Source organism: Microbulbifer pacificus (genome assembly GCF_002959965.1).
GTDB classification, from domain to species: Bacteria; Pseudomonadota; Gammaproteobacteria; order Pseudomonadales; family Cellvibrionaceae; genus Microbulbifer; species Microbulbifer pacificus_A.
This window is the reverse complement of sequence record NZ_PREV01000026.1, coordinates 1,526,108-1,549,097: the sequence shown is the minus strand read 5'-3', so window position 1 is coordinate 1,549,097 and position 22,990 is coordinate 1,526,108. Positions and strand designations below refer to the sequence as shown.

General features: G+C 60.6%; 21 protein-coding genes. 9 read left to right on the top strand and 12 right to left on the bottom strand.

Features of this window, described 5'->3' with window-relative positions:
* The first annotated feature begins 45 nt into the window (after nt 1-45).
* The 3 genes from C3938_RS06945 to C3938_RS06935 all read left to right on the top strand — a co-directional run bounded on the left by C3938_RS06945 (nt 46) and on the right by C3938_RS06935 (nt 2,072).
* On the top strand, nt 46-597 hold the full coding sequence (locus tag C3938_RS06945) for a macro domain-containing protein (protein WP_233998697.1): 552 nt from the start codon (nt 46-48) through the stop codon (nt 595-597).
* 17 nt (nt 598-614) lie between these two features.
* The gene (locus C3938_RS06940) at nt 615-1,370 is read left to right on the top strand and encodes a VIT1/CCC1 transporter family protein (protein ID WP_105103269.1); all 756 of its coding nucleotides are present in this window, start codon (nt 615-617) and stop codon (nt 1,368-1,370) included.
* A 138-nt stretch (nt 1,371-1,508) separates the two neighbouring features.
* Nucleotides 1,509-2,072: a glutathione S-transferase family protein gene (locus C3938_RS06935; protein WP_105102448.1), complete on the top strand. Its 564-nt coding sequence runs from the start codon at nt 1,509-1,511 to the stop codon at nt 2,070-2,072.
* A 64-nt stretch (nt 2,073-2,136) separates the two neighbouring features.
* On the opposite strand, the gene typA is transcribed toward C3938_RS06935, so the two are convergent.
* From typA to thiI, 3 genes are all read right to left on the bottom strand, one after another.
* The gene (typA, locus tag C3938_RS06930; RefSeq protein WP_105102447.1) at nt 2,137-3,945 is read right to left on the bottom strand and encodes a translational GTPase TypA; all 1,809 of its coding nucleotides are present in this window, start codon (nt 3,943-3,945) and stop codon (nt 2,137-2,139) included.
* Nucleotides 3,946-4,088: 143 nt separating this feature from the next.
* A complete protein-coding gene (locus tag C3938_RS06925; protein WP_105102446.1) occupies nt 4,089-5,327 on the bottom strand; it encodes a TIGR03862 family flavoprotein in 1,239 nt (412 codons plus the stop codon).
* 41 nt (nt 5,328-5,368) lie between these two features.
* On the bottom strand, nt 5,369-6,835 hold the full coding sequence (gene thiI, locus C3938_RS06920; protein ID WP_105102445.1) for a tRNA uracil 4-sulfurtransferase ThiI: 1,467 nt from the start codon (nt 6,833-6,835) through the stop codon (nt 5,369-5,371).
* Between the two features lie 375 nt (nt 6,836-7,210).
* Here thiI and glnA point away from each other — a divergent pair, with 375 nt between their 5' ends.
* The 6 genes from glnA to C3938_RS06890 all read left to right on the top strand — a co-directional run bounded on the left by glnA (nt 7,211) and on the right by C3938_RS06890 (nt 13,688).
* Nucleotides 7,211-8,614 (top strand): glutamate--ammonia ligase, encoded by a 1,404-nt coding sequence (glnA, locus tag C3938_RS06915; RefSeq protein ID WP_105102444.1) that lies wholly within the window; start codon nt 7,211-7,213, stop codon nt 8,612-8,614.
* A gap of 149 nt (nt 8,615-8,763) precedes the next feature.
* Complete coding sequence (locus tag C3938_RS06910) at nt 8,764-9,444, top strand: DUF4124 domain-containing protein (RefSeq protein ID WP_199775502.1); 681 nt, start codon at nt 8,764-8,766, stop codon at nt 9,442-9,444.
* Between the two features lie 309 nt (nt 9,445-9,753).
* Nucleotides 9,754-10,827, top strand: coding sequence for a nitrogen regulation protein NR(II) (gene glnL / locus C3938_RS06905; RefSeq protein ID WP_105102442.1), 1,074 nt, complete (start codon nt 9,754-9,756; stop codon nt 10,825-10,827).
* A gap of 62 nt (nt 10,828-10,889) precedes the next feature.
* Nucleotides 10,890-12,308 (top strand): nitrogen regulation protein NR(I), encoded by a 1,419-nt coding sequence (ntrC, locus tag C3938_RS06900; RefSeq protein WP_105102441.1) that lies wholly within the window; start codon nt 10,890-10,892, stop codon nt 12,306-12,308.
* A 139-nt stretch (nt 12,309-12,447) separates the two neighbouring features.
* The gene (locus C3938_RS06895; protein WP_105102440.1) at nt 12,448-12,786 is read left to right on the top strand and encodes a zinc ribbon domain-containing protein YjdM; all 339 of its coding nucleotides are present in this window, start codon (nt 12,448-12,450) and stop codon (nt 12,784-12,786) included.
* 89 nt (nt 12,787-12,875) lie between these two features.
* Nucleotides 12,876-13,688, top strand: coding sequence for a hypothetical protein (locus C3938_RS06890; protein ID WP_105102439.1), 813 nt, complete (start codon nt 12,876-12,878; stop codon nt 13,686-13,688).
* A 26-nt stretch (nt 13,689-13,714) separates the two neighbouring features.
* On the opposite strand, the gene C3938_RS06885 is transcribed toward C3938_RS06890, so the two are convergent.
* The 9 genes from C3938_RS06885 to yrfG form a co-directional block, all read right to left on the bottom strand.
* Nucleotides 13,715-14,839 (bottom strand): AI-2E family transporter, encoded by a 1,125-nt coding sequence (locus tag C3938_RS06885; protein WP_105102438.1) that lies wholly within the window; start codon nt 14,837-14,839, stop codon nt 13,715-13,717.
* Between the two features lie 89 nt (nt 14,840-14,928).
* A complete protein-coding gene (locus tag C3938_RS06880; protein ID WP_105102437.1) occupies nt 14,929-15,666 on the bottom strand; it encodes a D-Ala-D-Ala carboxypeptidase family metallohydrolase in 738 nt (245 codons plus the stop codon).
* A gap of 16 nt (nt 15,667-15,682) precedes the next feature.
* A complete protein-coding gene (locus C3938_RS06875) occupies nt 15,683-16,363 on the bottom strand; it encodes a D-Ala-D-Ala carboxypeptidase family metallohydrolase (protein ID WP_105102436.1) in 681 nt (226 codons plus the stop codon).
* 142 nt (nt 16,364-16,505) lie between these two features.
* Entirely contained in the window at nt 16,506-18,053 is a 1,548-nt protein-coding gene (locus C3938_RS06870) for a phosphoenolpyruvate carboxykinase (protein WP_105102435.1), read from the bottom strand.
* A gap of 358 nt (nt 18,054-18,411) precedes the next feature.
* Complete coding sequence (gene hslO, locus C3938_RS06865; protein WP_105102434.1) at nt 18,412-19,290, bottom strand: Hsp33 family molecular chaperone HslO; 879 nt, start codon at nt 19,288-19,290, stop codon at nt 18,412-18,414.
* Nucleotides 19,291-19,536: 246 nt separating this feature from the next.
* Nucleotides 19,537-19,971, bottom strand: coding sequence for a DUF4124 domain-containing protein (locus tag C3938_RS06860; protein WP_105102433.1), 435 nt, complete (start codon nt 19,969-19,971; stop codon nt 19,537-19,539).
* Between the two features lie 28 nt (nt 19,972-19,999).
* Entirely contained in the window at nt 20,000-21,535 is a 1,536-nt protein-coding gene (locus tag C3938_RS06855) for a S1C family serine protease (protein ID WP_105102432.1), read from the bottom strand.
* Between the two features lie 292 nt (nt 21,536-21,827).
* The gene (locus tag C3938_RS06850; protein WP_105102431.1) at nt 21,828-22,208 is read right to left on the bottom strand and encodes an RNA-binding S4 domain-containing protein; all 381 of its coding nucleotides are present in this window, start codon (nt 22,206-22,208) and stop codon (nt 21,828-21,830) included.
* A 122-nt stretch (nt 22,209-22,330) separates the two neighbouring features.
* Nucleotides 22,331-22,987: a GMP/IMP nucleotidase gene (gene yrfG, locus C3938_RS06845; protein WP_105102430.1), complete on the bottom strand. Its 657-nt coding sequence runs from the start codon at nt 22,985-22,987 to the stop codon at nt 22,331-22,333.
* Between the last annotated feature and the right edge of the window lie 3 nt (nt 22,988-22,990).

Below are 22,990 nucleotides of genomic sequence, written 5' to 3'. Positions count from 1 at the left end.
CCCCCTGGCTGCAGGACAGTGCCTGGACGCCAGCGGGCTATAGTAATGGCGAACAGGACTGGCGCGGAGACCGGCATGGGACAGCTGCAATTGATTTGTGACGACATTCTCACTATCGAGGCCGATGCGCTTGTGTGCCCGGCGCACAAGCACCTGATACGCGGTCGCGGGCTCTCCGCACAGGTCTATGACCGCGCCGGTGAGGCGCTGGTGAGTGAGTGCTCGCAGCTCCCGGAGTGCGCAGTGGGTGAGGCCTGCATCACCGGCGCGCCCAACCTTCCGGTGCGCTATCTGCTCCACACCGTCACGCCGCAATGGAGCAGTGGCGACCAGTGGGGTGCACGCGGACTGGAGCAACTGCGCCAGTGCTATGAAAGTGCACTGGCGCTTGCGCGCCAGCACGGATTGCCGCGGCTGCTGTTTCCGGCGCTGGGCGCCGGCACCAACCGCTTCCCCCACGAGTTGGCCGCGCATCAGGGGCTGGAGGTTTTACACGACGCAGTGCGGGATTTTGCACTGATTACCGTATGTCTGCGTACCGATCCTGCGTTGGGGGCGTGGCGCGCGGTTGATCAGCGCTTTTTCGGTGCAGGCTAAACAATGAAGTGGAACCCGTGAAAACATCCCGCCAGCAGGAGCTGATCCGCGAACACCGCCCGGAAAATATTGCCAGGCGCCTGCAGCGACCACCCCGGGGGGAGCGCATTTCCGATCTGGTGCTCGGTGCCATAGATGGCTGTATCACCACCTTTGCGATCGTTTCCGGCGCGTTCGGTGCGGGATTCTCGCCGCTGGTGGTTCTCGTCATGGGAGTGGCCAACCTGCTGGCGGACGGCGTCAGTATGGCGGTCAGTAATTTTGAGGCAGTCAATGCACAGCAGCGATTTGCCGAACACGCGCGCCGTACCGAGGAGCAGCATATCCGTATGGTGCCGGAGGGAGAGCGCGAGGAGATCCGGCAGATATTTGCCAACAAAGGCTTCAGTGGCGAGCACCTTGAGCACATTGTCGATACCGTGACGGCGGACCGTGCGCTGTGGATAAACACCATGCTGAGCGAGGAGTATGGCCTCAGTCCTGTTGCGCCCAATCCGCTGGCATCTGCCTGGTGGACCTTCGTCGCCTTCGTACTGGTGGGCTTGGTTCCTCTGCTGCCATTTTTCTTTGGTGGGGGAAATTTCTCGCAGAAGTTCGCGATCAGCACTGGGCTCGCGGGGCTGGTCTTTTTTTTCATTGGTGTGCTGAAGGGTTGGGTGTTTCGCGGCTCTCTTTTGCGCGCCGGGCTGGGAACTTTTCTGCTGGGCAGCTGTGCAGCCGGTATTGCCTTTGCGGTTGGATACACGCTCCAGCGCGTTGTCGGTGTCGCGTAGTCACCGTACGGAGTAAGCGCGGATCTGTCTTCAGTCAGTGCAGACCCTCACCAAATTATCTTTGCCGCGACGTCATTTTTTCGCCATGATCCCTTCTCGATTGGAAATCGCGAATTCCAGAAGCAGGAGTCATCGAAGATGAAACTATTTGGTAGCTATACATCGCCCTACGTGCGTCACTGCCGCATCGCCCTGATGCAGTCCGGGCTCGACTGGGAAATGGTGGAGCTGGATATTCACACCAGCAAGGACCCGGGTACGCCCACTCTGAGAGTCCCCTTTCTGAAAGATGGCGCCCTGACGCTGACCGATTCCACGTCGATCGTGAAATATGTGCGCGAAAAATCCGGCCGTGAATTTATCGCCGACGTCCGGGAACTCGATCGCTACTGTCTTGCCAATACCCTGCTGGATGCGGCGATTAATCTTTTCCTGCTGGAGCGCAGCGGTGTTGATATCGGTGCGAATGTTTATGCCCGTCGCCAACAGAAACGTATCGAGCTGATCCTCGGTGAGCTGGATTCTGCGCCGTTGCCCGAGCGCGGAAAACTGAACGACGCTGATTACCGCGTGGCGGTTGCCGCAGCCTGGGGCCAGTTCCGCCATCGATTTTCCATTGCGCCGCACAACAACCTGCAGCGCCTGTTGGAAATTGCCGGAGAGGATCCGGTTTTTGTCGAGACCGCGCCGCCGGTCGGGTAAGAAATCAGCAAGATCAGAAACAACAAAGGGCCCGAGAGGGCCCTTTGTTGTTTCTTGCAAAGAATTATTTCTTCGCGCGTTTGCGCATGTTTTCCTGCAGGATTTTCTTGCGCAGGCGAATGTGGTTCGGGGTCACTTCCACCAGTTCGTCGTCTTCAATAAATTCCAGCGCCTGTTCCAGAGTGTGGCGGATCGGCGGGGTCAGGGTGAGGGCCTCGTCGGTGCCGGCGGCGCGGATGTTGGTCAGCTGCTTGGCCTTGGTTGGGTTTACCACCAGGTCGTTGCCGCGGGAGTGGATACCCACGATCTGGCCTTCATAGATTTCCTCACCGTGGCCCAGGAACAGGCGACCGCGGTCCTGCAGGGCGAACAGGCCGTAGGCCAGGGTCTTGCCCTTCACCATGGATACCAGCACACCGTTGATGCGCTTGCCCACTTCGCCGGCTTTGACCGGGCCGTAGTGGTCGAAGATGCTGGTCATGATGCCGGAGCCGCTGGTCAGGGTCAGGAACTGGTTGCGGAAACCGATCAGGCCGCGGGACGGCACGATGAAGGTCAGGCGCACGCGGCCCTTGCCGTCCGGCTCCATGTTGGTCAGGTCCGCTTTGCGCAGGCCCAGTTCTTCCATGATGGAACCCTGGTGCTGCTCTTCCACGTCGATCACGACCTGCTCGTAGGGCTCCTGGATTTCGCCGTCGACGATCTTCTGTACCACCTCCGGGCGGGATACACCCAGCTCGAAGCCTTCGCGACGCATGTTCTCGATCAGTACCGACAGGTGCAGCTCACCGCGGCCGGAGACCTTGAATTTGTCCGGGGTATCACCCTGTTCCACACGCAGCGCGACGTTGTGGATCAGCTCCTGCTCCAGGCGCTCCTTGATGTTGCGGCTGGTGACGTACTTGCCGTCCTGGCCGGCGAACGGGGAGTCGTTCACCTGGAAGGTCATGCTCACGGTGGGCTCGTCCACGGTCAGCGCCGGCAGTGCTTCCGGGTTGTCCGGGTGACACAGGGTGTCAGAAATATTCAGCTCGCCCACACCGGTGATACACACGATGTCGCCGGCGCTGGCCTGTTCCACTTCCACACGCTCCAGGCCCAGGTAACCCATCACCTGCAGCACCTTGGCTTTGCGGGACTTGCCTTCGCGGTCGAGGATCACCACCTGCTGGTTCGGCTTGAGGGTGCCGCGTTTGATGCGGCCCACACCGATCACGCCCACGTAGCTGTTGTAGTCCAGCGCGGAGATCTGCATCTGGAACGGGCCGTTCAGGTCCACCTGTGGCGGCTTGACCTTGTCGACGATCAGCTGGAACAGCGGGGTCATGTCGTCCGCCATGTCGGTCTCGTCCATGCCGGCGATGCCGTTCAGGGCGGAGGCGTAGATGACCGGGAAGTCCAGCTGCTCATCGGTGGCACCGAGGCTGTCGAACAGGTCGAACACCTGGTCCATCACCCAGTCCGGGCGCGCACCGGGGCGGTCGATTTTGTTGATCACCACAATCGGGTTCAGGCCCTGTTCGAACGCCTTCTGGGTCACGAAGCGGGTCTGCGGCATGGGGCCGTCCACCGCGTCTACCAGCAGCAGTACCGAGTCCACCATGGACAGTACGCGCTCCACCTCACCGCCGAAGTCGGCGTGTCCGGGGGTGTCGACGATGTTGATGCGGTAGTCGTTCCAGCGGATGGCGGTGTTCTTGGCGAGGATGGTAATACCGCGCTCTTTCTCCTGGTCATTGGAGTCCATCACCCGCTCGGAATCGGCACTGCGGCGGTCCAGGGTACCGGACTGGGACAGCAGTTTGTCCACCAGGGTGGTCTTGCCGTGGTCAACGTGGGCGATGATCGCGATATTGCGAAGGTTGTCTATCACTGGGGGAACTCTCGAAAGTGGTCGGGTGCCGCGCGCGGCAGGCTATCTGGGCGCGGGCAGATGAAATTGGGGGCGCATTATAGGGGGGATATGTGTCAATTGGCAGTGTTTGCTGGATAAAAATTAGCCGGGTTGTTATCGGCTCATTCCTGCTGTGCGAGCCAGCGCAGTGCGCCCCGCGCGGCGACACGGCCACTGGCGAAGCAGGCGGTGAGCAGGTAGCCACCGGTGGGGGCCTCCCAGTCGAGCATCTCGCCGGCGCAGAAGACCCCGGGCAGGGATTTCAGCATCAGGCCGTGGTCCAGCTCCGTAAAGGGCACGCCGCCGGCGCTGCTGATGGCTTCTTCTATTGGCCGTGCCCGCACCAGATCGACAGGCAATGCCTTGATCCAGGGGGCGAGGCTGGCAGGATCGGTGAACGCCTCACGGGGGGCGAGTTCGCGCAGCAGTGCCGCCTTGACGCCGCCGAGTCCGGCCTGGCGATGCAGGTGTTTGGCGAGGGATTGCTTGCCGCGGGGCTTTGCCAGTGCGGTCGTAAGTCTGTCCTGCGGTATCTGCGGCAGCAGATCGAGCAGTACCCTGGCCGCGCCCTGCTGCTCGATACGCCGGCGAATGGGCGCGGACAGGGCGTATACCAGGCTGCCCTCGATACCGCCTTCGGTAAGCACGAATTCGCCGGTGCGAGGCGGTTCGCCATCGACACAGAGCGCCACATTTTTCAGCGGTGCGCCCGCGAATTTCTGCCTGAGATGTTCACTCCATCCCTCAACCTCGAAACCGCAGTTGCTCGGTGCCAGCGGGGTGAGTTCCACGCCGCGGGCCTGCAGCAGTGAGGTCCAGCTTCCGTCCGAGCCCAGTCGCGGCCAGCTGCCGCCGCCGAGGGCCAGTACTACGGCGTCGGCGTTGACCTGCTGCTCTCCTTGCGGCGTCGCCACGCGCAGCGCACCGAGCTCGCTCCAGCCCAGCCAGCGGTGGCGAGTGTGGATCACTACCCCCTGTTCGCGCAGCCGTTTCAGCCAGGCGCGCAGCAGCGGCGCGGCCTTCATATCCGTGGGAAATACCCGCCCGGAAGTGCCGACAAAGGTGTCGATACCGAGACCGTGAATCCAGTTGCGCAGAACCTCAGCATCGAAGTCTTCCAGTAACCGCGCTACTTCCGCGCGGCGTTCGCCGTAGCGCGACAGAAACGCGTCTTTGGGTTCGGAGTGGGTGATGTTCATGCCACCCACCCCCGCCAGCAGGAACTTGCGCCCCACCGATGGCATCGCGTCGTACAGCGCGACGCGCGCGCCGCCGGTTGCCAGAACCTCCGCCACCATCAGCCCGGCGGGACCGCCGCCAATGACGGCCACGCGCGGTGCGATGGAATTAGTGGTCGGCATAGCGCGAACCCTGCGGGAAATGGTACGGGTGAGGTGATGGCTCAGTGTTTCGGCGCCTGCGGCCGGTAAACCCCCACATTTTTGTAGCCTTCATCCAGCAGGTGCGAGGCGTGCAGCTTGCTCATCACACCGCGGGCACAATACAGCAGGTAGTGCTTGTCCTTATCCAGTGCTTTGAAGGCGGTGCTCAAACGGTAGAAGGGAATCGTCTCCACGCTGGTGTTGTCGAGTTCCAGCGGATTCACTTCCTCTTCGGTGGGGTGGCGGATATCGATGACGATGGCATCGCCGGGCTCGGCAAATTCTTCCACCGCCGGCGCGTCTTCGCCCAGGTCTTCCATTACCTCATCAATGTTCTGCATCACCCGGTTGCCGATGGCGCGGTCCAGCACGGTGAAGTCGAAACGGGTCTCCTCGTGTTCCACTTTTTCCATTTTTGCGCGGGTGGTGGGCTTCACTGAAATCACCCCGCAGTACTCCGGCATATTCGCGGCGAATTCCTCGGTACCGATTTCGCGCGCTGTGCGGATGATGTCGGTCTTGTCGGAGGTGATCAGCGGGCGCAGCACCAGGGTGTCGGTAACGCTGTCGATGACGGACAGGTTTTTCAGGGTCTGGCTGGAGACCTGGGCAATGGCTTCGCCGGTCACCAGTGCATCCACGTCCAGTTCCTTCGCGATCACCGATCCCGCGCGCAGCATCATGCGCTTTAAGGTCACTCCCATATAGGAATCGTCGATGCGCTCGAGGATTTCCGCCACCACTTCATCGAAGGGTACAGTGATGAATTTCACCCGGTGCGATGCGCCGTATTTTTCCCACAGGTAAAACGCCACTTCCTTCACGCCCAGTTCGTGCTGGCGCCCGCCAAGGTTGAAGAACAGGAAGTGGGTGCGGATACCGCGCTTGATGGTGAGGTAGCTGGCCACGGTGGAATCGAAGCCGCCGGACACCAGCGAGATCACCGGGTCCTGGGTGCCGAGGGGAAAACCGCCGAGGCCCTGGTGCAGTTGCTCGATCACATTCAGTTTGTCGTGACGGATTTCCAGTTTGACGGTGATATCGGGGTTTTTCAGTTTCACCCCGGCCGCGTCGGTGTTCTGGTTCAGTCCGCCGCCCACATACTGTTCCACCTCGAGGGACTGGAAATCGTGCTGGCCGGTACGTTTCACCCGCACACAGAAGGTTTTGCCGGTGAGCTTGTCGCCCCATACAGACAGCGTCTTCTGATAGATGTCGTCCATGTCGCCGAGGGGGAATTGCTGCACCCGCGCAAAGTTAGCGATACCGGGAGTGTGCGCCAGTACCTCTTCAATGCGTTCGGAAAGGTGGGATACTGCATCCGGCGCGACCACCTCGATTTTTTCCCAGTCCTTGCGCACCTCGATGCGGTCGTCGAGTGCGCGCAGCAGTTTGCGCAGGTTGTCCGCGAGCTGGCGCGACATGCGCTTGCGCACCGGGTTGCTCTTGATGGTGATCTCTGGGAAAAACTTGACGACAAAGTGCATAGGGAAGTGCCGGAACCGCAATTGACAGAAATATAAGGCCGGGAACGCGTCCGCCGCTTCCCGGAAAAGGTGGCGAATTATAAACTCGCTACCGGGATTTTGCTTGCGGCACCAAATTGGTGCCGCCCGTGATTTTTCAGCCCCAATTTGGTGCGGTCTGGGATTTGAAAGCACCAGTTTTGGGACTATCGTGGGGTTGTCCTGGGAGCTGCCCGGCGGATTTGGCCCCAAATTGGGCCTCTGCCGCCGTATTCAGCACGCCAGTCACCGCCTATTGCCGGTTTGCCCCAATTTGGCACACTCCTTGCTTTTACAGTTGCCACAAGATAAAGCGAATTGGCGCGACACATAACTTTTCATTCTTGGAGGACTGTAATGTCAAAGACGCTCGGACTGATCAAAGAGAGCGAAGCCAAATGGGTAGACCTGCGCTTCACCGATACCAAAGGTAAGGAACAGCACGTTTCCATTCCTTCCAAGGAAGTGAATGGCGAGTTCTTCGAAGTCGGCAAGATGTTCGATGGTTCCTCCATCGCTGGCTGGAAAGGCATCAACGAGTCCGACATGGTGCTGATGCCGGTGGACGAGACCGCGTTCCTGGACCCCTTCACCGACGAGCCGACCGTTATTGTCCGCTGTAACATCGTCGACCCGATCACCGGTCAGGGCTACGAGCGCGACCCGCGCTCCATCGCTCAGCGCGCCGAGGAATACCTGAAGTCCACCGGTTACGGCGACACTGCGCTGTTTGGCCCGGAGCCTGAGTTCTTCGTATTCGACGACATCACCTGGGGTGCCGAAATGGGTGGCGCCTTCTACAAGATCAACTCCCAGGAAGCGGCCTGGTCCTCTGGCAGCACCTACGCCGATGGCAACATGGGTCACCGTCCGGGCGTGAAAGGCGGCTACTTCCCGGTTCCGCCCGTCGACTCCCTGCACGACATCCGCGCCGCCATGTGTTCCGCCATGGAAGCCATGGGCCTGGAAATCGAAGTGCACCACCACGAAGTGGGTACTGCCGGCCAGTGTGAAATCGGCGTTGGCGCCAACACCCTGACCAAGAAGGCTGACGAAGTTCAGATCCTGAAGTACGCCGTGCATAACGTTGCCCACGCTTACGGCAAAACCGCCACCTTCATGCCCAAGCCGCTGGTAGGTGACAACGGTTCCGGTATGCACGTACACCAGTCCTTCAGCAAAGACGGCGTGAACCAGTTCGCCGGTGACGCGTATGCTGGCCTGTCTGAGACTGCCCTGTTCTACATCGGCGGTATCATCAAGCACGCGCGCGCCCTGAACGCCATCTGTAACCCGGGCACCAACTCCTACAAGCGTCTGGTACCTGGCTTCGAAGCGCCGGTAATCCTGGCCTACTCCGCGCGCAACCGCTCTGCGTCCATCCGCATTCCGTTCGTGCCGAGCCCGAAAGGCAAGCGTATCGAGACCCGCTTCCCGGATCCGATCGCCAACCCCTACCTGGCCTTCTCCGCACTGCTGATGGCCGGCCTCGACGGCGTGAAGAACAAGATTCACCCCGGCGATGCTGCGGACAAAGACCTGTACGACCTGGAGCCGGAAGAGCTGGCCGAGTACCCGACCGTTGCTTCCAGCCTGGAACAGGCTCTGGACGCACTGGATCAGGACCGCGCCTTCCTGACCGAAGGTGGCGTATTCACTGACGACGCCATCGACGCCTTCATCGCCCTGAAGCGTGAAGAAGTACAGCGTGTGAACATGACTACTCACCCGGTCGAGTTCGATATGTACTACTCCTGCTAACAAGCAGGTATCATCGGCGCGCCGCCATTGCTGTACATAAGAGCGGCGCAAAGATGACGAGAAAGCCCGCACCCTGGTGTGGGCTTTTTTTTTGCGCGCCAGATGGCTAGCCTTAACAACAGATAGAGGAACAAGAGGCGGGAATGCCCATGACAAGACGGATTGCACTGCTGGCACTGCTGCTGGCGGCGCCGGTGATGGCGTTTCAGGAAGCGGAGACGCAGGGCGAGAAGGCGCCCGCCGGGACCAGTGTCTACAAAATAGTCGGCCCGGATGGTCGCGTCACCTTCAGCGACACCGCGCCCGCGGGGTCCAAGGCGGAAAAGATCAGGATAGGGCCGATCAATGTGCAGCCCACACCTCTGCCCGAGCGCAAGCTATCGCCACGGGACCGCGAAGAACGGGAAGGCGATGACGGGGAAAGAGAGGAGCGAAGCTACGCACAGGGGCCGGTGAACTTTGCCATTGTCAGTCCCGCCAACGACGCCACCATCCCTCCGGGGCAGCGTTTCATCGTGCTGCAGGTTGCCATGGATCCGGTGCCGCGGGATGGATATGCCTTCTACGCGGTGATTGACGGTCAGCGCTGGTCCGGTACCTCCTCCGGTGCCAGTCTGGACATTTCCGCGCTGGAGCGCGGTACGCACACGATCCAGGCCGTTCTGGTGGATACCGCCGGGCGGCCTCTGGCCCAGTCCCAGATGATCCAGGTGCATGTGAAACGCCCCGGGGGACAGGTCCCGGACTTCCCCGCCGAGCAGGCGCCGCAGATGCCGAAGGCGCCCCAGGTGCCCGGTATTGCCAACCCGCCCAAGCCGCAGCCCCGCTGATTTCCCTGGGTGATTCCGACGGGCGCCCACCCGGGCGCCCGTATCGGGCATCCTCCCCATACCGCGCCACTCCCCCTGCCGCCCAATTGTGAACGCTAAATCTGGCTATTTTTTGCTCTGCGCACAATAATGGTGCGTTCGCTGGCGGTATCTTTTCCCGGTGCCCCCGAAAGTTTCCGGTGAATCCGGTTTTTGCGCCATTTTGGTTTGCTTTTTGCACTGCCATTAGGCGAAGCGGAGAAGTGAACCAAATCGGGACTCTCTACCCAGGAACTCACAACTTTGGAATTCTCAACCTCGGACGCCTGAATGCTCAACGACCGCCAGTTACGCCTGCTGCTGGACAATTTAACGTCGGCTGTGTTGGTGCTGGATGAAAACCTGTCGCTCTGCTACCTGAACTCGGCGGCGGAAGACCTGGTGGCGGCCTCCAGTGCCCGCGCCATCGGCCTGCCGCTGGAAGAGGTGGTGCGGGAGTCCCGCTCCGCGGAGCAGGCGCTGCAATCGGCACTGGCTAGCGGAGAGAAGTACACCGTGCGGCGCGCGCTGTGGTTCCTGCACAACCTGGAAGAGTGCACCGTGGATTACTCGGTGACACCGCTCACAGATCTCGGCCTGCTGTTGCTGGAAGTGCAGTCCATGGACCGCCTGCTGCGCATCGCCCGCGAGGATGCACTGCTCTCTGCCCAGGAGACTACCCGCAACCTTGTGCGGGGCATGGCCCACGAAGTGAAAAATCCCCTCGGCGGTATTCGCGGCGCGGCACAGTTGCTGCAAAGAGAGCTTGTGGATCTGAATGATGACGGCCTCGGCGAGTACACCCAGATCATCATCGAAGAGGCGGATCGCCTGCGCAATCTGGTAGATCGCATGCTCGGGCCGCGCAAACCGGTGAAGCTGCAGCCGGTGAACGTGCACTCGATTACCGAGCGGGTGGCGCAGCTGATCGAGGCGGAGTGCGACGGGGCGCTGGAAATCAAGCGCGACTACGACCCCTCGATCCCGGACATTCCCGCGGACAGCGAGCAGCTGATCCAGGCGGTACTGAATATCGCCCGCAACGCCATGCAGGCCATTGCGGAGAATGTCGGGCTGGCGGACGGCAACCTCACCATCCGCACCCGGGTGCAGCGGCAGTTCACCATCGGCCGCCGCCACTGTGCGCTGGTGTGCCGCATCGACGTCGTCGACAACGGCCCGGGCATTCCCGAAGACATCCGCGAACGGATTTTTTACCCGATGATTTCCGGGCGCGCCGAGGGCTCGGGACTGGGGCTTTCCATTTCCCAGCACATCATTAACCAGCACCGGGGACTCATCAAATGCGAGAGCCAGCCGGGACTGACGGAATTTCAGATTTATCTGCCGCTGGCAAACGATTAAAGGTCCGCGGCAACGAGAACCACAAAACCAGAATTATTAGAAAGTAATCACAGAGCCGGAAAATTACTATGAACAATCGCGTATGGATCATTGATGACGACCGCTCCATCCGCTGGGTGCTGGAGCGCGCCCTTTCCCGGGCGGGTATCGACACGACCTGTTACGAAAATGGCGATCGCGCCCTGGATGATTTTTACAGTGAAACCCCGGATGTGGTGATCAGCGATATCCGTATGCCGGGCTCCGACGGTTTCAAGCTGCTGCAGCGTTTCCAGTCCGAGCGCCCGTCGCTGCCGATCATCATCATGACCGCGCACTCGGATCTCGACAGCGCGGTGGCGGCCTATCAGGGCGGTGCCTTCGAATATCTGCCGAAACCGTTTGATGTGGACGAGGCGGTGGCGGTCACCCGCCGTGCGCTGGCCCACGCCAACGAACAGAAACCGGAAGAGCCGGTGGTGATCGAAAACGGCACCGGCAACAAGGAGATCATCGGCGAGGCGCCGGCGATGCAGGAGGTGTTCCGCGCAATCGGCCGCCTGTCCCACTCCAACATCACCGTGCTGATCAACGGTGAATCCGGTACCGGTAAGGAGCTGGTGGCGGCGGCGCTGCACAACCACAGCCCGCGCAAAAGCCAGCCGTTTATCGCGCTGAACATGGCGGCGATTCCGCGCGACCTGATGGAATCCGAGCTGTTTGGCCATGAGAAAGGGGCCTTTACCGGCGCCAGCGCCCAGCGTGCCGGCCGCTTCGAGCAGGCCAACGGCGGCACCCTGTTTCTGGATGAGATCGGGGACATGCCCGCGGAGACGCAGACCCGTCTGCTGCGGGTGCTGGCAGACGGGGAGTTTTACCGGGTGGGCGGCCACACCCCGGTAAAAGTCGACGTCCGCATCATTGCCGCCACCCACCAGAATCTCGAGCGTCTCGTCGAGCAGCACAAGTTCCGCGAAGACCTGTTCCACCGCCTCAACGTCATCCGCATCCATATCCCGCGTCTCGCCGATCGCCGCGAAGACATCCCCCGCCTGGTACGCCACTTCTTCAACATCGCCGCCAAGGATCTCGGGGTAGAGCCAAAAATCCTGCTCAAGGAAACCGAGGAATACCTCGCCAGCCTCGACTGGCCGGGCAACGTGCGCCAGCTGGAAAACACCTGTCGCTGGATTACCGTGATGGCGTCCGGTCGCGAGGTACACGTCGACGACCTGCCGCCGGAACTGCACCAGCAGAGTACCAGCAGCGAGGCTCCACAGGACTGGCAGAAGGCGCTGCGTCTGTGGGCGGACCAGGCGCTGGCCACCGGCCAGCGGGAAATCCTTGGCCAGGCGGTGCCGGCGTTCGAGCGCGCGCTGATCGAAATTGCCCTCAAGCACACCGCCGGCCGCAAACGCGACGCCGCTGAGCTGCTGGGATGGGGCAGGAACACCCTTACCCGCAAGCTCAAGGAGCTGGGGATGAGCGGAGGCGAAGACTGACACCCGACACCTCAGGCGATATCATTACGGCGGGCCCTGCGGGGCCCGTTTTCATTTGTGCGCGACTTCGCGCCCTCTCTGCTTTACTGCCTGCTTTACTGCCAGATAAAGGCAAGTCAGGAATTACCAGGAGCCTTCCATGAGCGACCTCCCCAATTGTCCCCAGTGCCAGTCCACCTATACCTACGAAGACCGCAACCTGTTTGTGTGTCCGGAGTGCGGCCATGAGTGGTCGGCGGATAGTCCGGCGGAAGTGGACAGTGGGCCTAAGGTGACCGACGCCAACGGCAACCCGCTCCAGGATGGTGACACAGTGACCGTCATCAAGGACCTGAAAGTGAAGGGTTCATCACTGGTGGTGAAGGTGGGTACCAAAGTGAAGAATATCCGCCTGGTGGAGGGCGACCACGACATCGACTGCAAGGTGGATGGAATCGGCCCGATGAAACTGAAGTCCGAGTTTGTCAAAAAAGCCTGATCTCTCGCTGCCGGCGGTGCTCAACGCCCCGGCAGACCGCCCACTGCTGGTCCAGACTTGGCATTAGCCACCGTTAGTCTGGAATCTACATGGCCACCATCGGATCGTTCTCTGCGGTCTCCTTGACCGGTGTCTACTTTGCCTCTATCGCGCTGGTGCTCGCCGCGCTGTCCTGCGGCTATCTGGTGGGGCGCCGCGCAAGGCGTCGCCGCAAGGAGCGCGAAGAGGACGCCTCCATGGGTAGCGCGGTGGCAGCCACTCTCGGCCTGCTGGCGTTCATGCTGGCGCTTACATTCAATATGTCGGCGGAGCGTTTCGGGCAGCGCAAGGCACTGTTGCTGGATGAAGTGAACGCTATCGGCACCACCTACCTGCGCGCGGATTTTCTGCAGTCGGAGAACCGCAACCGCGCGCGGGAACTGCTGCGTGAATACGCCTCACTGCGCAGTTTCGATCCCCATACCATGACCCCGCAAAGTTTCGAGCGCGATATCTGGCGTAGTGAGGAGATTCATCGCGCACTGTGGCAACTGGTGGCGATGGAGGTTGCCGGTGGCACCGACAGCAGTCGTCTGCGCGCCTTCTACGAGCCCCTGAACAATGTCATCGACCTGCACACGGAGCGAGTGCAGGTCGGGCTCGCCTACCACATACCGGCGCCCATCTGGGCCGCTCTATATGTCATTTCGGCATTGGCGGTATTCGGTATCGGATTCCAGCTGGGGGTGAGCGGCAGTGGCTCAAAGCTGGTGGCGCTGGCGATGGCGATGGCATTTGCGCTGGTGATCCTCCTCATTGCGGATCTGGATCGCGCCAGCGAGGGCATGCTGCTGGTAGATCAGTCGCCGATGCGCGAGCTGGCCCGCCAGCTGCAGCAGGATGGGCAGGCCGCGCCGCAGTGACGCACGCGCGGCTATCGTATGGAGGACTAGTCGTGCGGTGGGGGGGCGAGGCGATCTCCGCGCACCTCGTCCAGCGGGGATTCGTCCCGCGGTGGCAATAGCGGCTCATCCCGGCGGATGAACTCGCGCATGAAGATTTCCCAGAATGCCATGAACAGGGCTGCCAGCAGCGGGCCTATGGCAAAGCCGCTGATGCCGAACATGATGAGGCCGCCGACGGTGGAAAACAGCACGATATAGTCCGGCAGTTTGGTATCGCGGCCGACAAGTATCGGGCGCAGGATGTTGTCCACCAGGCTGATTACCAATACACCGTACAGCATCAGTATCGTGGCCTTGACCGACTCGCCCGTGGAATACAGGTAGAGTGCGGCGGGGAACCAGATGATTGCCGCTCCCACCGCTGGCAGCAGCGACAGCACCGTCATTACCACCCCCCACAGCAGCGGTGCGGGCAATCCCAGCACCCAGAAGATCAATCCACCGAGGGTGCCCTGGGTGACCGCGACCACAAGATTGCCCTTGATGGTGGCGCGAGTGACCTCAGCGAACTTTGCCAGCAGCAGTTTTTCCCGCTCATCGCCCAGTGGCAGCGCGCGGATCAGCAGCGCCACCAGGGAGTTGCCGTCGCGAATAAGAAAAAACGTCAGATACATCATCAGCCCGAGGCTGACAAAAAAGTTGAGGGTGTTCTGCCCGAGCGCCAGCGCATTCTTTGCGATCAGGCTGCCGGCGGTCATCAGCCCTCCCAGCAGGCGTTGCTTGAGCCCTTCGAAATCCATGCCAAAGCGCTCAAGCGCAGCATTGACCCCCGGGAATGCCGCGCGCACCTGCTCCACTTTGGCGCCGAGATTGATCTCGCCGGACTGCACCTTCTGGTACAGGTTTGCGACTTCGCTGATAAACGAGCTCGCGACCAGCAGCACCGGGATCACGACCACGATCAGGCACAGCAACAGCGTGAGCAGTGCGGTCAGGTTTGGCCATTTTGGGAAGCGGTTCAGCAGATAGCGGTAGAACGGATGAAATATCAGTGCCACCGCGCAAGCCCAGAAAATCGCGGTAAAAAAAGGTTGTAACAGCAGAACGAAGGCGATCGTGACCAGCAGCAGGGTGAAAATGAATGAACGTCTTTCCAGTTTTTCCTGCACTGCCTGCCCCCGGTTTTTGTTCTTAGCGCGCTTTCATTATTGGAACGCCCTGTAGGCGATGCGGCTAATGTACCCAGATAGTGCGGTGCTTACCAGCGCCGGAATCCGCAGGTGTCGATATGAAAACGGATGCCGCTGTAGATGCCGAGCCCCATGTTCCATTTGCGACCGTGGCGCTGGTGGATCTTGCGCAGCTTTGGCAGCAGTTGCTGGCGGGTGTAATCCGCCTCCGGAATCATATCCAGGCCGCAGAAATGCAAATGCTTGCTTGAGCGCGCGCCGCCGGCTTTTGCGTTGTATTTGGGGGTTCGCCAGCCGGAGAGCACCACCACCGGGCCGATTTCCGGTACCACAAAGTTTTTGATGACCTTCAGCGTATTCACGATGGTCTTCCAGTCGCGCTTTGGCGGGATGGCGAACGCCGGCTCACCAACCTCCTGCCAGTCACTGCCCTGACGCAGCAGGGCATAAACCGGCACGACATCGCCGACGCCCTTGGAGACAAGGAAGAATTTCAATTCGTCAAACTCTTCCCGATTGTTGCCCTCGTTGAGAAATTGCTCAAACGCGCCGACCGAAGCCGCAAAATAGCCCTTGATCTTGAACACCTTCGGCGCGTCCGGATCGATGGGAATTCTTTCGGGTTCCGGTACCGGTATATATTTCACCGGGCTCACCGCTCGCTCCGCGAGCTCGCGCACTTTTTCCACGGTAAGCACAACAAGTGCGATGGTACAGGCGAGCACCAGCGCGGTGATCCATATCACCCGCCGGCGCTCGATGTGAATGTCGACAAACTCGTGATCCGGGCTTTCTTTGATATCCATGCTGACAATGACCCAACTACCAGCGGCGAAAACCGCAAGTGTCTACGTGGAAGCGCACGCCGCTGTAGATGCCGAGCCCCATCTTGCTGTCGGGGCCGAGGCGCGCGTGCAGGCTGCGCAGTTCTTCGATCAGTTCTCTGCGGCTGATATTGGCGCGCGGTACCAGGTCCACGCCGCAGAAGCTCTGGTGTTTACTCGTTTCTGAGCCGCCCGCCTTGCGGTTGTAGGTTTCCGTGCGGAACGCGGAAACGATATCCACGGGACCGATGCTGGGCACCAGTTCATCGCGGATCAGCTTCAGGGTGGCCACCATGTTGGGCCAGTATTTGCGCGGTGGAATGGCGAAAGGCGGTTCGTTGATATCCAGCCAGTCAGAGCCCTGGCGCAGAAGGTTGGCGGGCTCGGTGGCATCGGCGACGCCAGCGCTCTCGAGAAAGCGTTCGAACTGCTCAAACTCGCGGCGGTTGGCGCCGCTGCTCAGGAACGCGCTGAAACTCGCCGGCGTTGCGACACGGTAGCCCTTGAGTTCGATATAGGGCTTTTCCCGCGCCTGGTACAGAAGGTAGACCCACAGGCCCAGCAGCAGCAACAGCAGCAGTGCGGCCACGCCGGCGATTACCCACCAATTGGTTTGCTGATTGGCGGGGAGATGGTCATAGCGACGTTTGAATATGGAAAGTGGATTGCCCGACGGCATGCCCGCTGCCTGTTTGCCCTGATGTTGTGCGCGGAAAACCCGCTGAATACCGGTCCTCCAAAAAACTATAGCTTTCCGGTGCGGGAGCGTCGGGCACAAAAAAGGCGGTCAGAGACCGCCTTATCGCCGGATCGGGTTGCCGTCAGCCTTTGGGGCCGGCCGCATGGATCTCGTCGCTGACCGCGAACTTGCCGATGTTGTCGGCAAACAGCGCTGCCAGCTTCTTCGCCGCCGCGTCATAGGCCGCGGTATCGGCCCAGGCGTTGCGCGGGTTGAGGTAGGACTTGTCCACGCCCGGCACTTCCAGCGGGATCTCCAGGTTCATGATGTCCAGGTGCTCGGTACCGACACTGTCGAGCGCGCCGTTCTGGATCGCTGCAACCACCGCGCGGGTCACGGGGATCGGGAAGCGCTTGCCCTTGTCACCGGAGCCACCGGTCCAGCCGGTATTCACCAGGTAGACCTTGGAGCCGAAGCCCTCGATGCGTTTCATCAGCAGATCCGCGTATTCGCGCGGCGCGCGCGGCATGAACGGAGCCCCGAAGCAGGTGGAGAAGGTGGGGTTGATACCCGCTTCCGCGCCCAGCTCGGTAGAGCCCACGCGCGCCGTGTAGCCGGACAGGAAGTGGTAGGCGGCCGCTTCCTTGGACAGGATCGCTACCGGTGGCAGTACGCCGGTCACGTCGCAGGTCAGGAAGATTACATTTTTCGGCTCGCCGGCGCGGTTCTCCAGCTGGCGCATTTCCACGTGTTCCAGCGGGTAGGAGCAGCGGCCATTCTCGGTCAGGCTGGTGTCGTCGTAGTCGGGTACACCGTTTTCGTCCGTCACCACGTTCTCGACGATGGATCCGAAACGGATCGCGTCCCAGATCACTGGCTCGTTTTTCTGGCTCAGGTTGATGGTCTTGGCGTAGCAGCCGCCTTCCATATTGAATACACCGCCTTTGGCCCAGCCGTGCTCGTCGTCGCCGATCAGGTAGCGCTCCGGATCGGCGGACAGCGTGGTCTTGCCGGTGCCGGAGAGGCCGAAGAACAGGCACACATCGCCGTCTTTACCCACATTGGCGGCGCAGTGCATCGGCATTACGTCTTTTTCCGGCAGCAGGAAGTTCTGCACGGAGAACATGGCCTTCTTCATTTCGCCGGCGTAGCGCATTCCGGCCAGCAATACCTTGCGGCTCGCGAAATTGATGATCACGCAGCCCTCGGAGTTGGTACCGTCGCGGGATGGGTCACACTCGAAGTTCGCCGCGTGCAGGATGCGCCATTCTTCCTTGCCTTTCGGGTTGTATTGCTCGGCGCGGATAAACATGTTGCGACCGAACAGATTGTGCCACGCGGTCTGAGTGGTCACTTTCACCGGGATGTAATGGTCTTCGTCCTGACCCACATGCAGCTGCTGCACAAAGCTGTCATGGCTGGCGATGTAATCTTCCACGCGGTTCCACAGCGCGTCGAACTTGTCCGCCGGGAATGGGCGGTTGACGCTGCCCCAGTCGATGCTGTCGGCGGTGGATGGCTCTTCCACCACGAAACGGTCCGCCGGTGAGCGGCCGGTGCGTGCACCGGTAACGGCTAACAGTGCACCTGTGTGCGTGAGGTGGCCCTCGCCACGCTGCAGTGCCTGCTCCACCAGTTGTGCGGCGGAAAGGTTGGAAAATACCTGCACCGTTTCGACTTGCTGTGCCATTCGCTTATTACCCATGCAATTTGTATCAATGAAATAAATAGTAGGGGGAGCCGCGCAAATCCGCGACCGGACCCTGCTGGCGCGCGCATTATGGCAAACTTCAATTTCCGATCACAGAAAAAATGCACAAAATTTGATCTAAGACAGCGTTGTCAGGCAAATTTTCGAGAAGTTTTTTGCAAAAAAACATTCAAAATTATGATGTAGTTTTTTTACTTCATAGTTTTGGGGAATATTGGTGGTTCTGTAGTTTTGACTACACAAGGCGTCTGACCGGGGCGCCTGCACAAGGGGTACCACCGCGGCGGACAGGCGGGTATAAAAAACGCGCCCGGAGGCGCGTCTCGATCGGTGATCGTCAGTGGAGGGTGTGCGGCGGAGCGTTGAACAGCGCTTCGATCTTGTCGCGATCGAAACGGTAGGTGCGGTTGCAGAACTGGCAGTCCGCGGTGATTTCCCCACCCTGCTCTTCCAGCAGCGTGTATACGTCCTCCGGCCCCATGGCGATCAGAGCCCGTGCACTGCGCTCCGCCGAACAGCTGCACTTGAAGCGGATATTCGCGGTGCCGAGACTCGCCGGCGCCAGCTCGTGAAACAGACGCACCAGCAACTGATCGTGGGGCAGGCTGTGCAGCTCCTCCGCGGTTACCGTCGCCGCCAGATGCACTCCGGTTTCCCACGCATCCGCGTTTTCCTCTGCACTCGCGGCGTTGTTGCCCGGCAGTACCTGCAGCATGATGCCCCCCACCGTATCCGCGCTGGACTCGATCCAGAAGCGGGTCTTCAGCTGTTCCGACTGGGTGAAGTAATCCTCCAGGCACTCCGCCAGGGTGTCTTTTTCCAGCGGCACTATGCCCTGGTAGCGCTCGCCCTCCTGCGGATCCACGGTAATGACCAGGGCACCGCGGTTGCCCACCAGTTCCCGCAGGGTCGCTCCCTCTTTGATCTCCACGCCTTCCGCTACCCGCGCCAGGCCGCGCACGTCACTGTGGTGGGTGCACTCGGCCACCAGCAGGGGCACGTCGCCCTCACCGCGGGCCTGCAGCATCAGGATGCCGTCGAACTTGAGTGTGGTGGAGAGCAGGCAGGCGGCGGCGAGAAACTCGCCCAGCAGGCGCTGCACCGGTATCGGCAGTTGGTTGTGTTCCAGTACATCGCGGTAGGCCTTGGAGAGCGTGACCAGTTGGCCACGCACATCGTGCCTGGAGAAGATAAAGCGTTCCAACTGGTCCGACATGACTGAGTGCCTCGCTGAAAATCCGGGGGTGGCGATTCTAGCAGCCTCTCGGACTTAGGCCAGCTCTGCTGCGGAAAAGCCGGATTCGACTAATTTATGCGCCAAACCTCGTTAAATAGCTCGAGCCGGGCTTTCCCTCGCGATGGGTGTGCAAGCCCTAAAGGCTGCCGGGGCCTGCCGCGCCCAGATACGATGGTGTTGAATGATAGTGACGATGCCTTACCGATACCGTACGTGGGAAACGGGTCAGCCGCAGTACTGGCGAATCCGGGCCTCGAGTTTCTGCGCTTCCTGCTGCCGCTGGCGCTCGCTGATGGTGGACTCTTTGCCGTCCTCGTTCACGAAATACACACGCCCCTGCAGTATCTGTAGTTGCCGGCGCGCTTCATGGCAGGCGATCTGCTGCTGTCGCAGGTTGCGCGACTGCTGAGACTCTTTGCGCGCAGCGTACTCGCGCTCAATGTCCTGCGCCCGAGCGGTGTCCGGAAAATCCTGGCGCAGCGTTGGGTCGGCGCCGTTGACGGGTTTCAGACGGCCGTCCAGCGACTCGGCGTTCGCCTCTGCCGGCGGGCGGTCGCCGAAGTGGACCTTGCCGTCGGCATCCACCCAGCGATACAGCTCCTGCGCGTCGGCACTGATGGCCAGCGCCGCGCCGGCGAGTAACAGCAATGCACGGTGCATGATTTCCCTCCCTGGACGATCCTGTCGGTTACTGTACCTGGCCGAGGGTTTCCGCGGCCTCTCGCTCCGCCAGTGTGCCGAACAGCCCCTGGGAGTGGCGCTCGGGGATCTGGTAGGTCTGCAGGATGAGCGGCTGTTCTTCCTGTGCGGCGGCGGTGTCCAGCACCATGCGGTAGCCGGAGCTGTCCTTCAGTTCCACGAATTCCCCCTCGGTGGATTCCATCAGCTGCGCGAACTGTTGGAAATCGTGAATTGCCTCGCCGTTCACGGATTCGATGATCCAGTTTTTCCAGTCGTGGTAACCCAGATTCACCGGTGCCGGCAGTACTTTCAGGGCCACTACCAGCTCCTGCTGCTCAGGGCTCGACCACTGGTTGCGGGCGTAGAGGTATTCGATGGGCGCTTTGGAGTGCCAGTTGTTGCCCCAGCGCTTGATCAGGTTCATGTTCAGCGGCACGAACACCACGCCGCCGTATATGTAGTAGCGGGGGCGCTGGTCGAACTTCTCTCCCTGTACCAGCGAGCGCGAGGGTGGGGTCGCGGCCAGGGTGATTTTGGCATTGTGGATCTCACCGTCACGGGAGAAGCGCACCGGCAGCTGATCGCCCACGTGATAGTGGTCCACTGCGTAGTGATAGTTGGTGCGCTGGTGCTCGCGCCACTCGATGGTACGGTCCGCGGCAATGTCAAAGCCGTCTACCTGCAGCAGCACATCGCCCGCCTGCAGAACGTGTGCGGCCGGCGCATCTTCAAACACGCGCACCACCAGTGCGCCTTCCTGGTCTTCCGCGAGGCCGGCGGCGGCCTTCATCGACGGGCTCTCGAGGCTCTGGGTGACCGCACCCAGTTCCGGGAAGCCCTGGTGCACGCCGTCTTCGGCGTCTTCCAGCACGTGTTCGATGACGCTCGGCGGCACGAAGTACCCGAGGTTCTCGGCGCCGTTGCTGTTGTTGGTCTGCATGGCAACACCGACGATCTTGCCGTTGGATATCACCGGGCCGCCGCTGTTGCCGGGGTTGATGGCGGCGTCGATCTGACCGGCCATGAGGTAGCTTTCGGCGTGGGCATAGTACTGGTGCTCAACCCGCGACAGCACGCCGCGGGTGATGGACAGGGATTTGCCGCCGATCGGGTAGCCGTAGACGGTGACTTCTTCCTGCAGTTCGGGCAGGTCGCCAAAGGCGAGGGGACGGGTGTCGTCGAAGAAGGATTCGTCGTCAACGCTGAGCAGGGCGAGGTCGGCGTCGTGGGAGACGAATTTGACCCGCGCGCGGAATTTCTGCGCATCGCCGTGGCGCTGCACCTGGATGAAGCTGCCATTGGCGATGACGTGGGCATTGGTGAGTATCTGCTTGCCTTTGATGACAGCGCCGGAGCCGGACAGTTGCTGGGCGTTGAGCAGGGCCCAGGGGTTGAAGTAGTCGGGGGCGGCGGCGGTGGTGTAGATCTTGATGATCGAGCGCTTGAGTTGTTCGTGCTCACGGCTGTCGGCGTGGGCGAGCTGGGTAAAGCAGAGGATCAGCAGGCCCAGTTTTAACAGGCAGGGTTTCAGCAGGTGTTTCATTGCGGCTTCTTGGTTATTCGTTGGTTTTCGGGAGTTTAGCACTTTGGCTCATCTGTGCATTTTCAGGCCGCTGGGGTTGTTTGCGCTCTGTTTTGGGGCACAGAGGCGGTCGGGCACCGGGTAAGGGGTTTCAGGACCGCTGTGAATACATCCCTGTACGCTTCGTCGGCAACATGGCCCGGCCGCTTCAGCGCGGCGCCTTCGGCCCCTGTTGCCGACGATCCTGAAACCCCACCCCCGGCACCCGCCCTTCGCATCCAATTCCTGCACTACGTAAGCATCGTGCTCCAATCTAGTCCTGTGATTCGCGGATGAATTTGTGGATCTGTCTGCGTTGCTTTTTGTTGGGGCGTTCGCTCTGGATCATTGCGTTGTTTGCCTTGCGATCGGCTGCAAATTGCTCGCGCTTCGCAATACTTTCTTCTGTTTCCCGATACAGCGTCTGTGCAATATCGGCACCGCGGCGCTGATCGGACAGTGCAATGACTTCCACAACTTTTTCGTCAAAGCCTTGGCGAATGGTGAGGGTAATTCCGAGAGAAATTTCCTTGCTGGCTTTTATGCGCTGACCATCAGCATGAATTTTTCCGCCCTCAATCGCCTGTTTCGCAAGACTGCGGGTTTTGAAAAATCGCGCGGCCCAGAGCCACTTATCAATACGAACTTTATCCATCAATTAAGTTTCAAACCAAAAAAATTGCCACGCAAAAACGCGTAACTACGGAGCTAAATTCGTGAAGCGAAGGCCCGGCGCCCGGCTGCCACTTTGGGTAAAACCGGAGTCACCTATGAGAACTAGCGGGCTTGCAAAATCTCATCAAAATCGTGAATCGCCGGAAACTCGGAAATCTCTCGAGCTGGGTGCTTGCTATCCGGCTGGCGAATACACAGAAGGTTTGCAATGCCGTAATCCCGCGCCGCGCCCAGCACATGCAGATTGTCATCTACAAACAGCGTGCGCTCCGGATCAAACGGCTGGCGTTCCTGCAGTGAGTGCCAGAACAGCACGCTTTCCTTTGCATGCCCCAGATCGTGGGAAGAAATGATCTCATCCAGCCACTGGTCAATCCCGGTAATCTCCAGTTTGTGTGCCAGGCCATCCGGGTGTGCATTGGTCACCAGCAGCGCGCGCTTGTTCATCTGCCGCAGGCTGCGCAGGAAATTGTCCGTGTGCGGGCGCAGCGCAATACGGTCTTCAATTTCGCGGTACATCGCCGGAATATCCATCTTCAGCGCATCGGACCAGTAACTCAGGCAGTACCAGTCCAGGGTGCCACGCAACTCATCGGTCAGCCGAATCACCATATCGCGTGCCTCTGGCACCGAAATACCATTCGCCTCCGCATACCGCAGCGGCAGGTGCTCCATCCAGAAATGATTGTCGTAGTGCAGATCCAGCAGGGTGCCGTCCATATCCAGCAGCACCGTATCGATCCGGCTCCAATCCAGCATGAC

Excerpts from the sequence above, each read along its gene's own strand:
- C3938_RS06910 (WP_199775502.1), top strand. The coding sequence starts at position 8,764 with ATGACAAGACGGATTGCACTGCTGGCACTGCTGCTGGCGGCGCCGGTG.
- thiI (WP_105102445.1), bottom strand. The coding sequence starts at position 6,835 with ATGCACTTTGTCGTCAAGTTTTTCCCAGAGATCACCATCAAGAGCAAC.
- C3938_RS06880 (WP_105102437.1), bottom strand. The coding sequence starts at position 15,666 with ATGGATATCAAAGAAAGCCCGGATCACGAGTTTGTCGACATTCACATC.
- C3938_RS06945 (WP_233998697.1), top strand. The coding sequence starts at position 46 with ATGGCGAACAGGACTGGCGCGGAGACCGGCATGGGACAGCTGCAATTG.
- C3938_RS06895 (WP_105102440.1), top strand. The coding sequence starts at position 12,448 with ATGAGCGACCTCCCCAATTGTCCCCAGTGCCAGTCCACCTATACCTAC.
- hslO (WP_105102434.1), bottom strand. The coding sequence starts at position 19,290 with ATGTCGGACCAGTTGGAACGCTTTATCTTCTCCAGGCACGATGTGCGT.
- C3938_RS06870 (WP_105102435.1), bottom strand. The coding sequence starts at position 18,053 with ATGGCACAGCAAGTCGAAACGGTGCAGGTATTTTCCAACCTTTCCGCC.
- C3938_RS06850 (WP_105102431.1), bottom strand. The coding sequence starts at position 22,208 with ATGGATAAAGTTCGTATTGATAAGTGGCTCTGGGCCGCGCGATTTTTC.
- glnA (WP_105102444.1), top strand. The coding sequence starts at position 7,211 with ATGTCAAAGACGCTCGGACTGATCAAAGAGAGCGAAGCCAAATGGGTA.
- C3938_RS06855 (WP_105102432.1), bottom strand. The coding sequence starts at position 21,535 with ATGAAACACCTGCTGAAACCCTGCCTGTTAAAACTGGGCCTGCTGATC.
- yrfG (WP_105102430.1), bottom strand. The coding sequence starts at position 22,987 with ATGCTGGATTGGAGCCGGATCGATACGGTGCTGCTGGATATGGACGGC.
- glnL (WP_105102442.1), top strand. The coding sequence starts at position 9,754 with ATGCTCAACGACCGCCAGTTACGCCTGCTGCTGGACAATTTAACGTCG.
- C3938_RS06860 (WP_105102433.1), bottom strand. The coding sequence starts at position 19,971 with ATGCACCGTGCATTGCTGTTACTCGCCGGCGCGGCGCTGGCCATCAGT.
- C3938_RS06875 (WP_105102436.1), bottom strand. The coding sequence starts at position 16,363 with ATGCCGTCGGGCAATCCACTTTCCATATTCAAACGTCGCTATGACCAT.
- C3938_RS06935 (WP_105102448.1), top strand. The coding sequence starts at position 1,509 with ATGAAACTATTTGGTAGCTATACATCGCCCTACGTGCGTCACTGCCGC.
- C3938_RS06890 (WP_105102439.1), top strand. The coding sequence starts at position 12,876 with ATGGCCACCATCGGATCGTTCTCTGCGGTCTCCTTGACCGGTGTCTAC.
- C3938_RS06925 (WP_105102446.1), bottom strand. The coding sequence starts at position 5,327 with ATGCCGACCACTAATTCCATCGCACCGCGCGTGGCCGTCATTGGCGGC.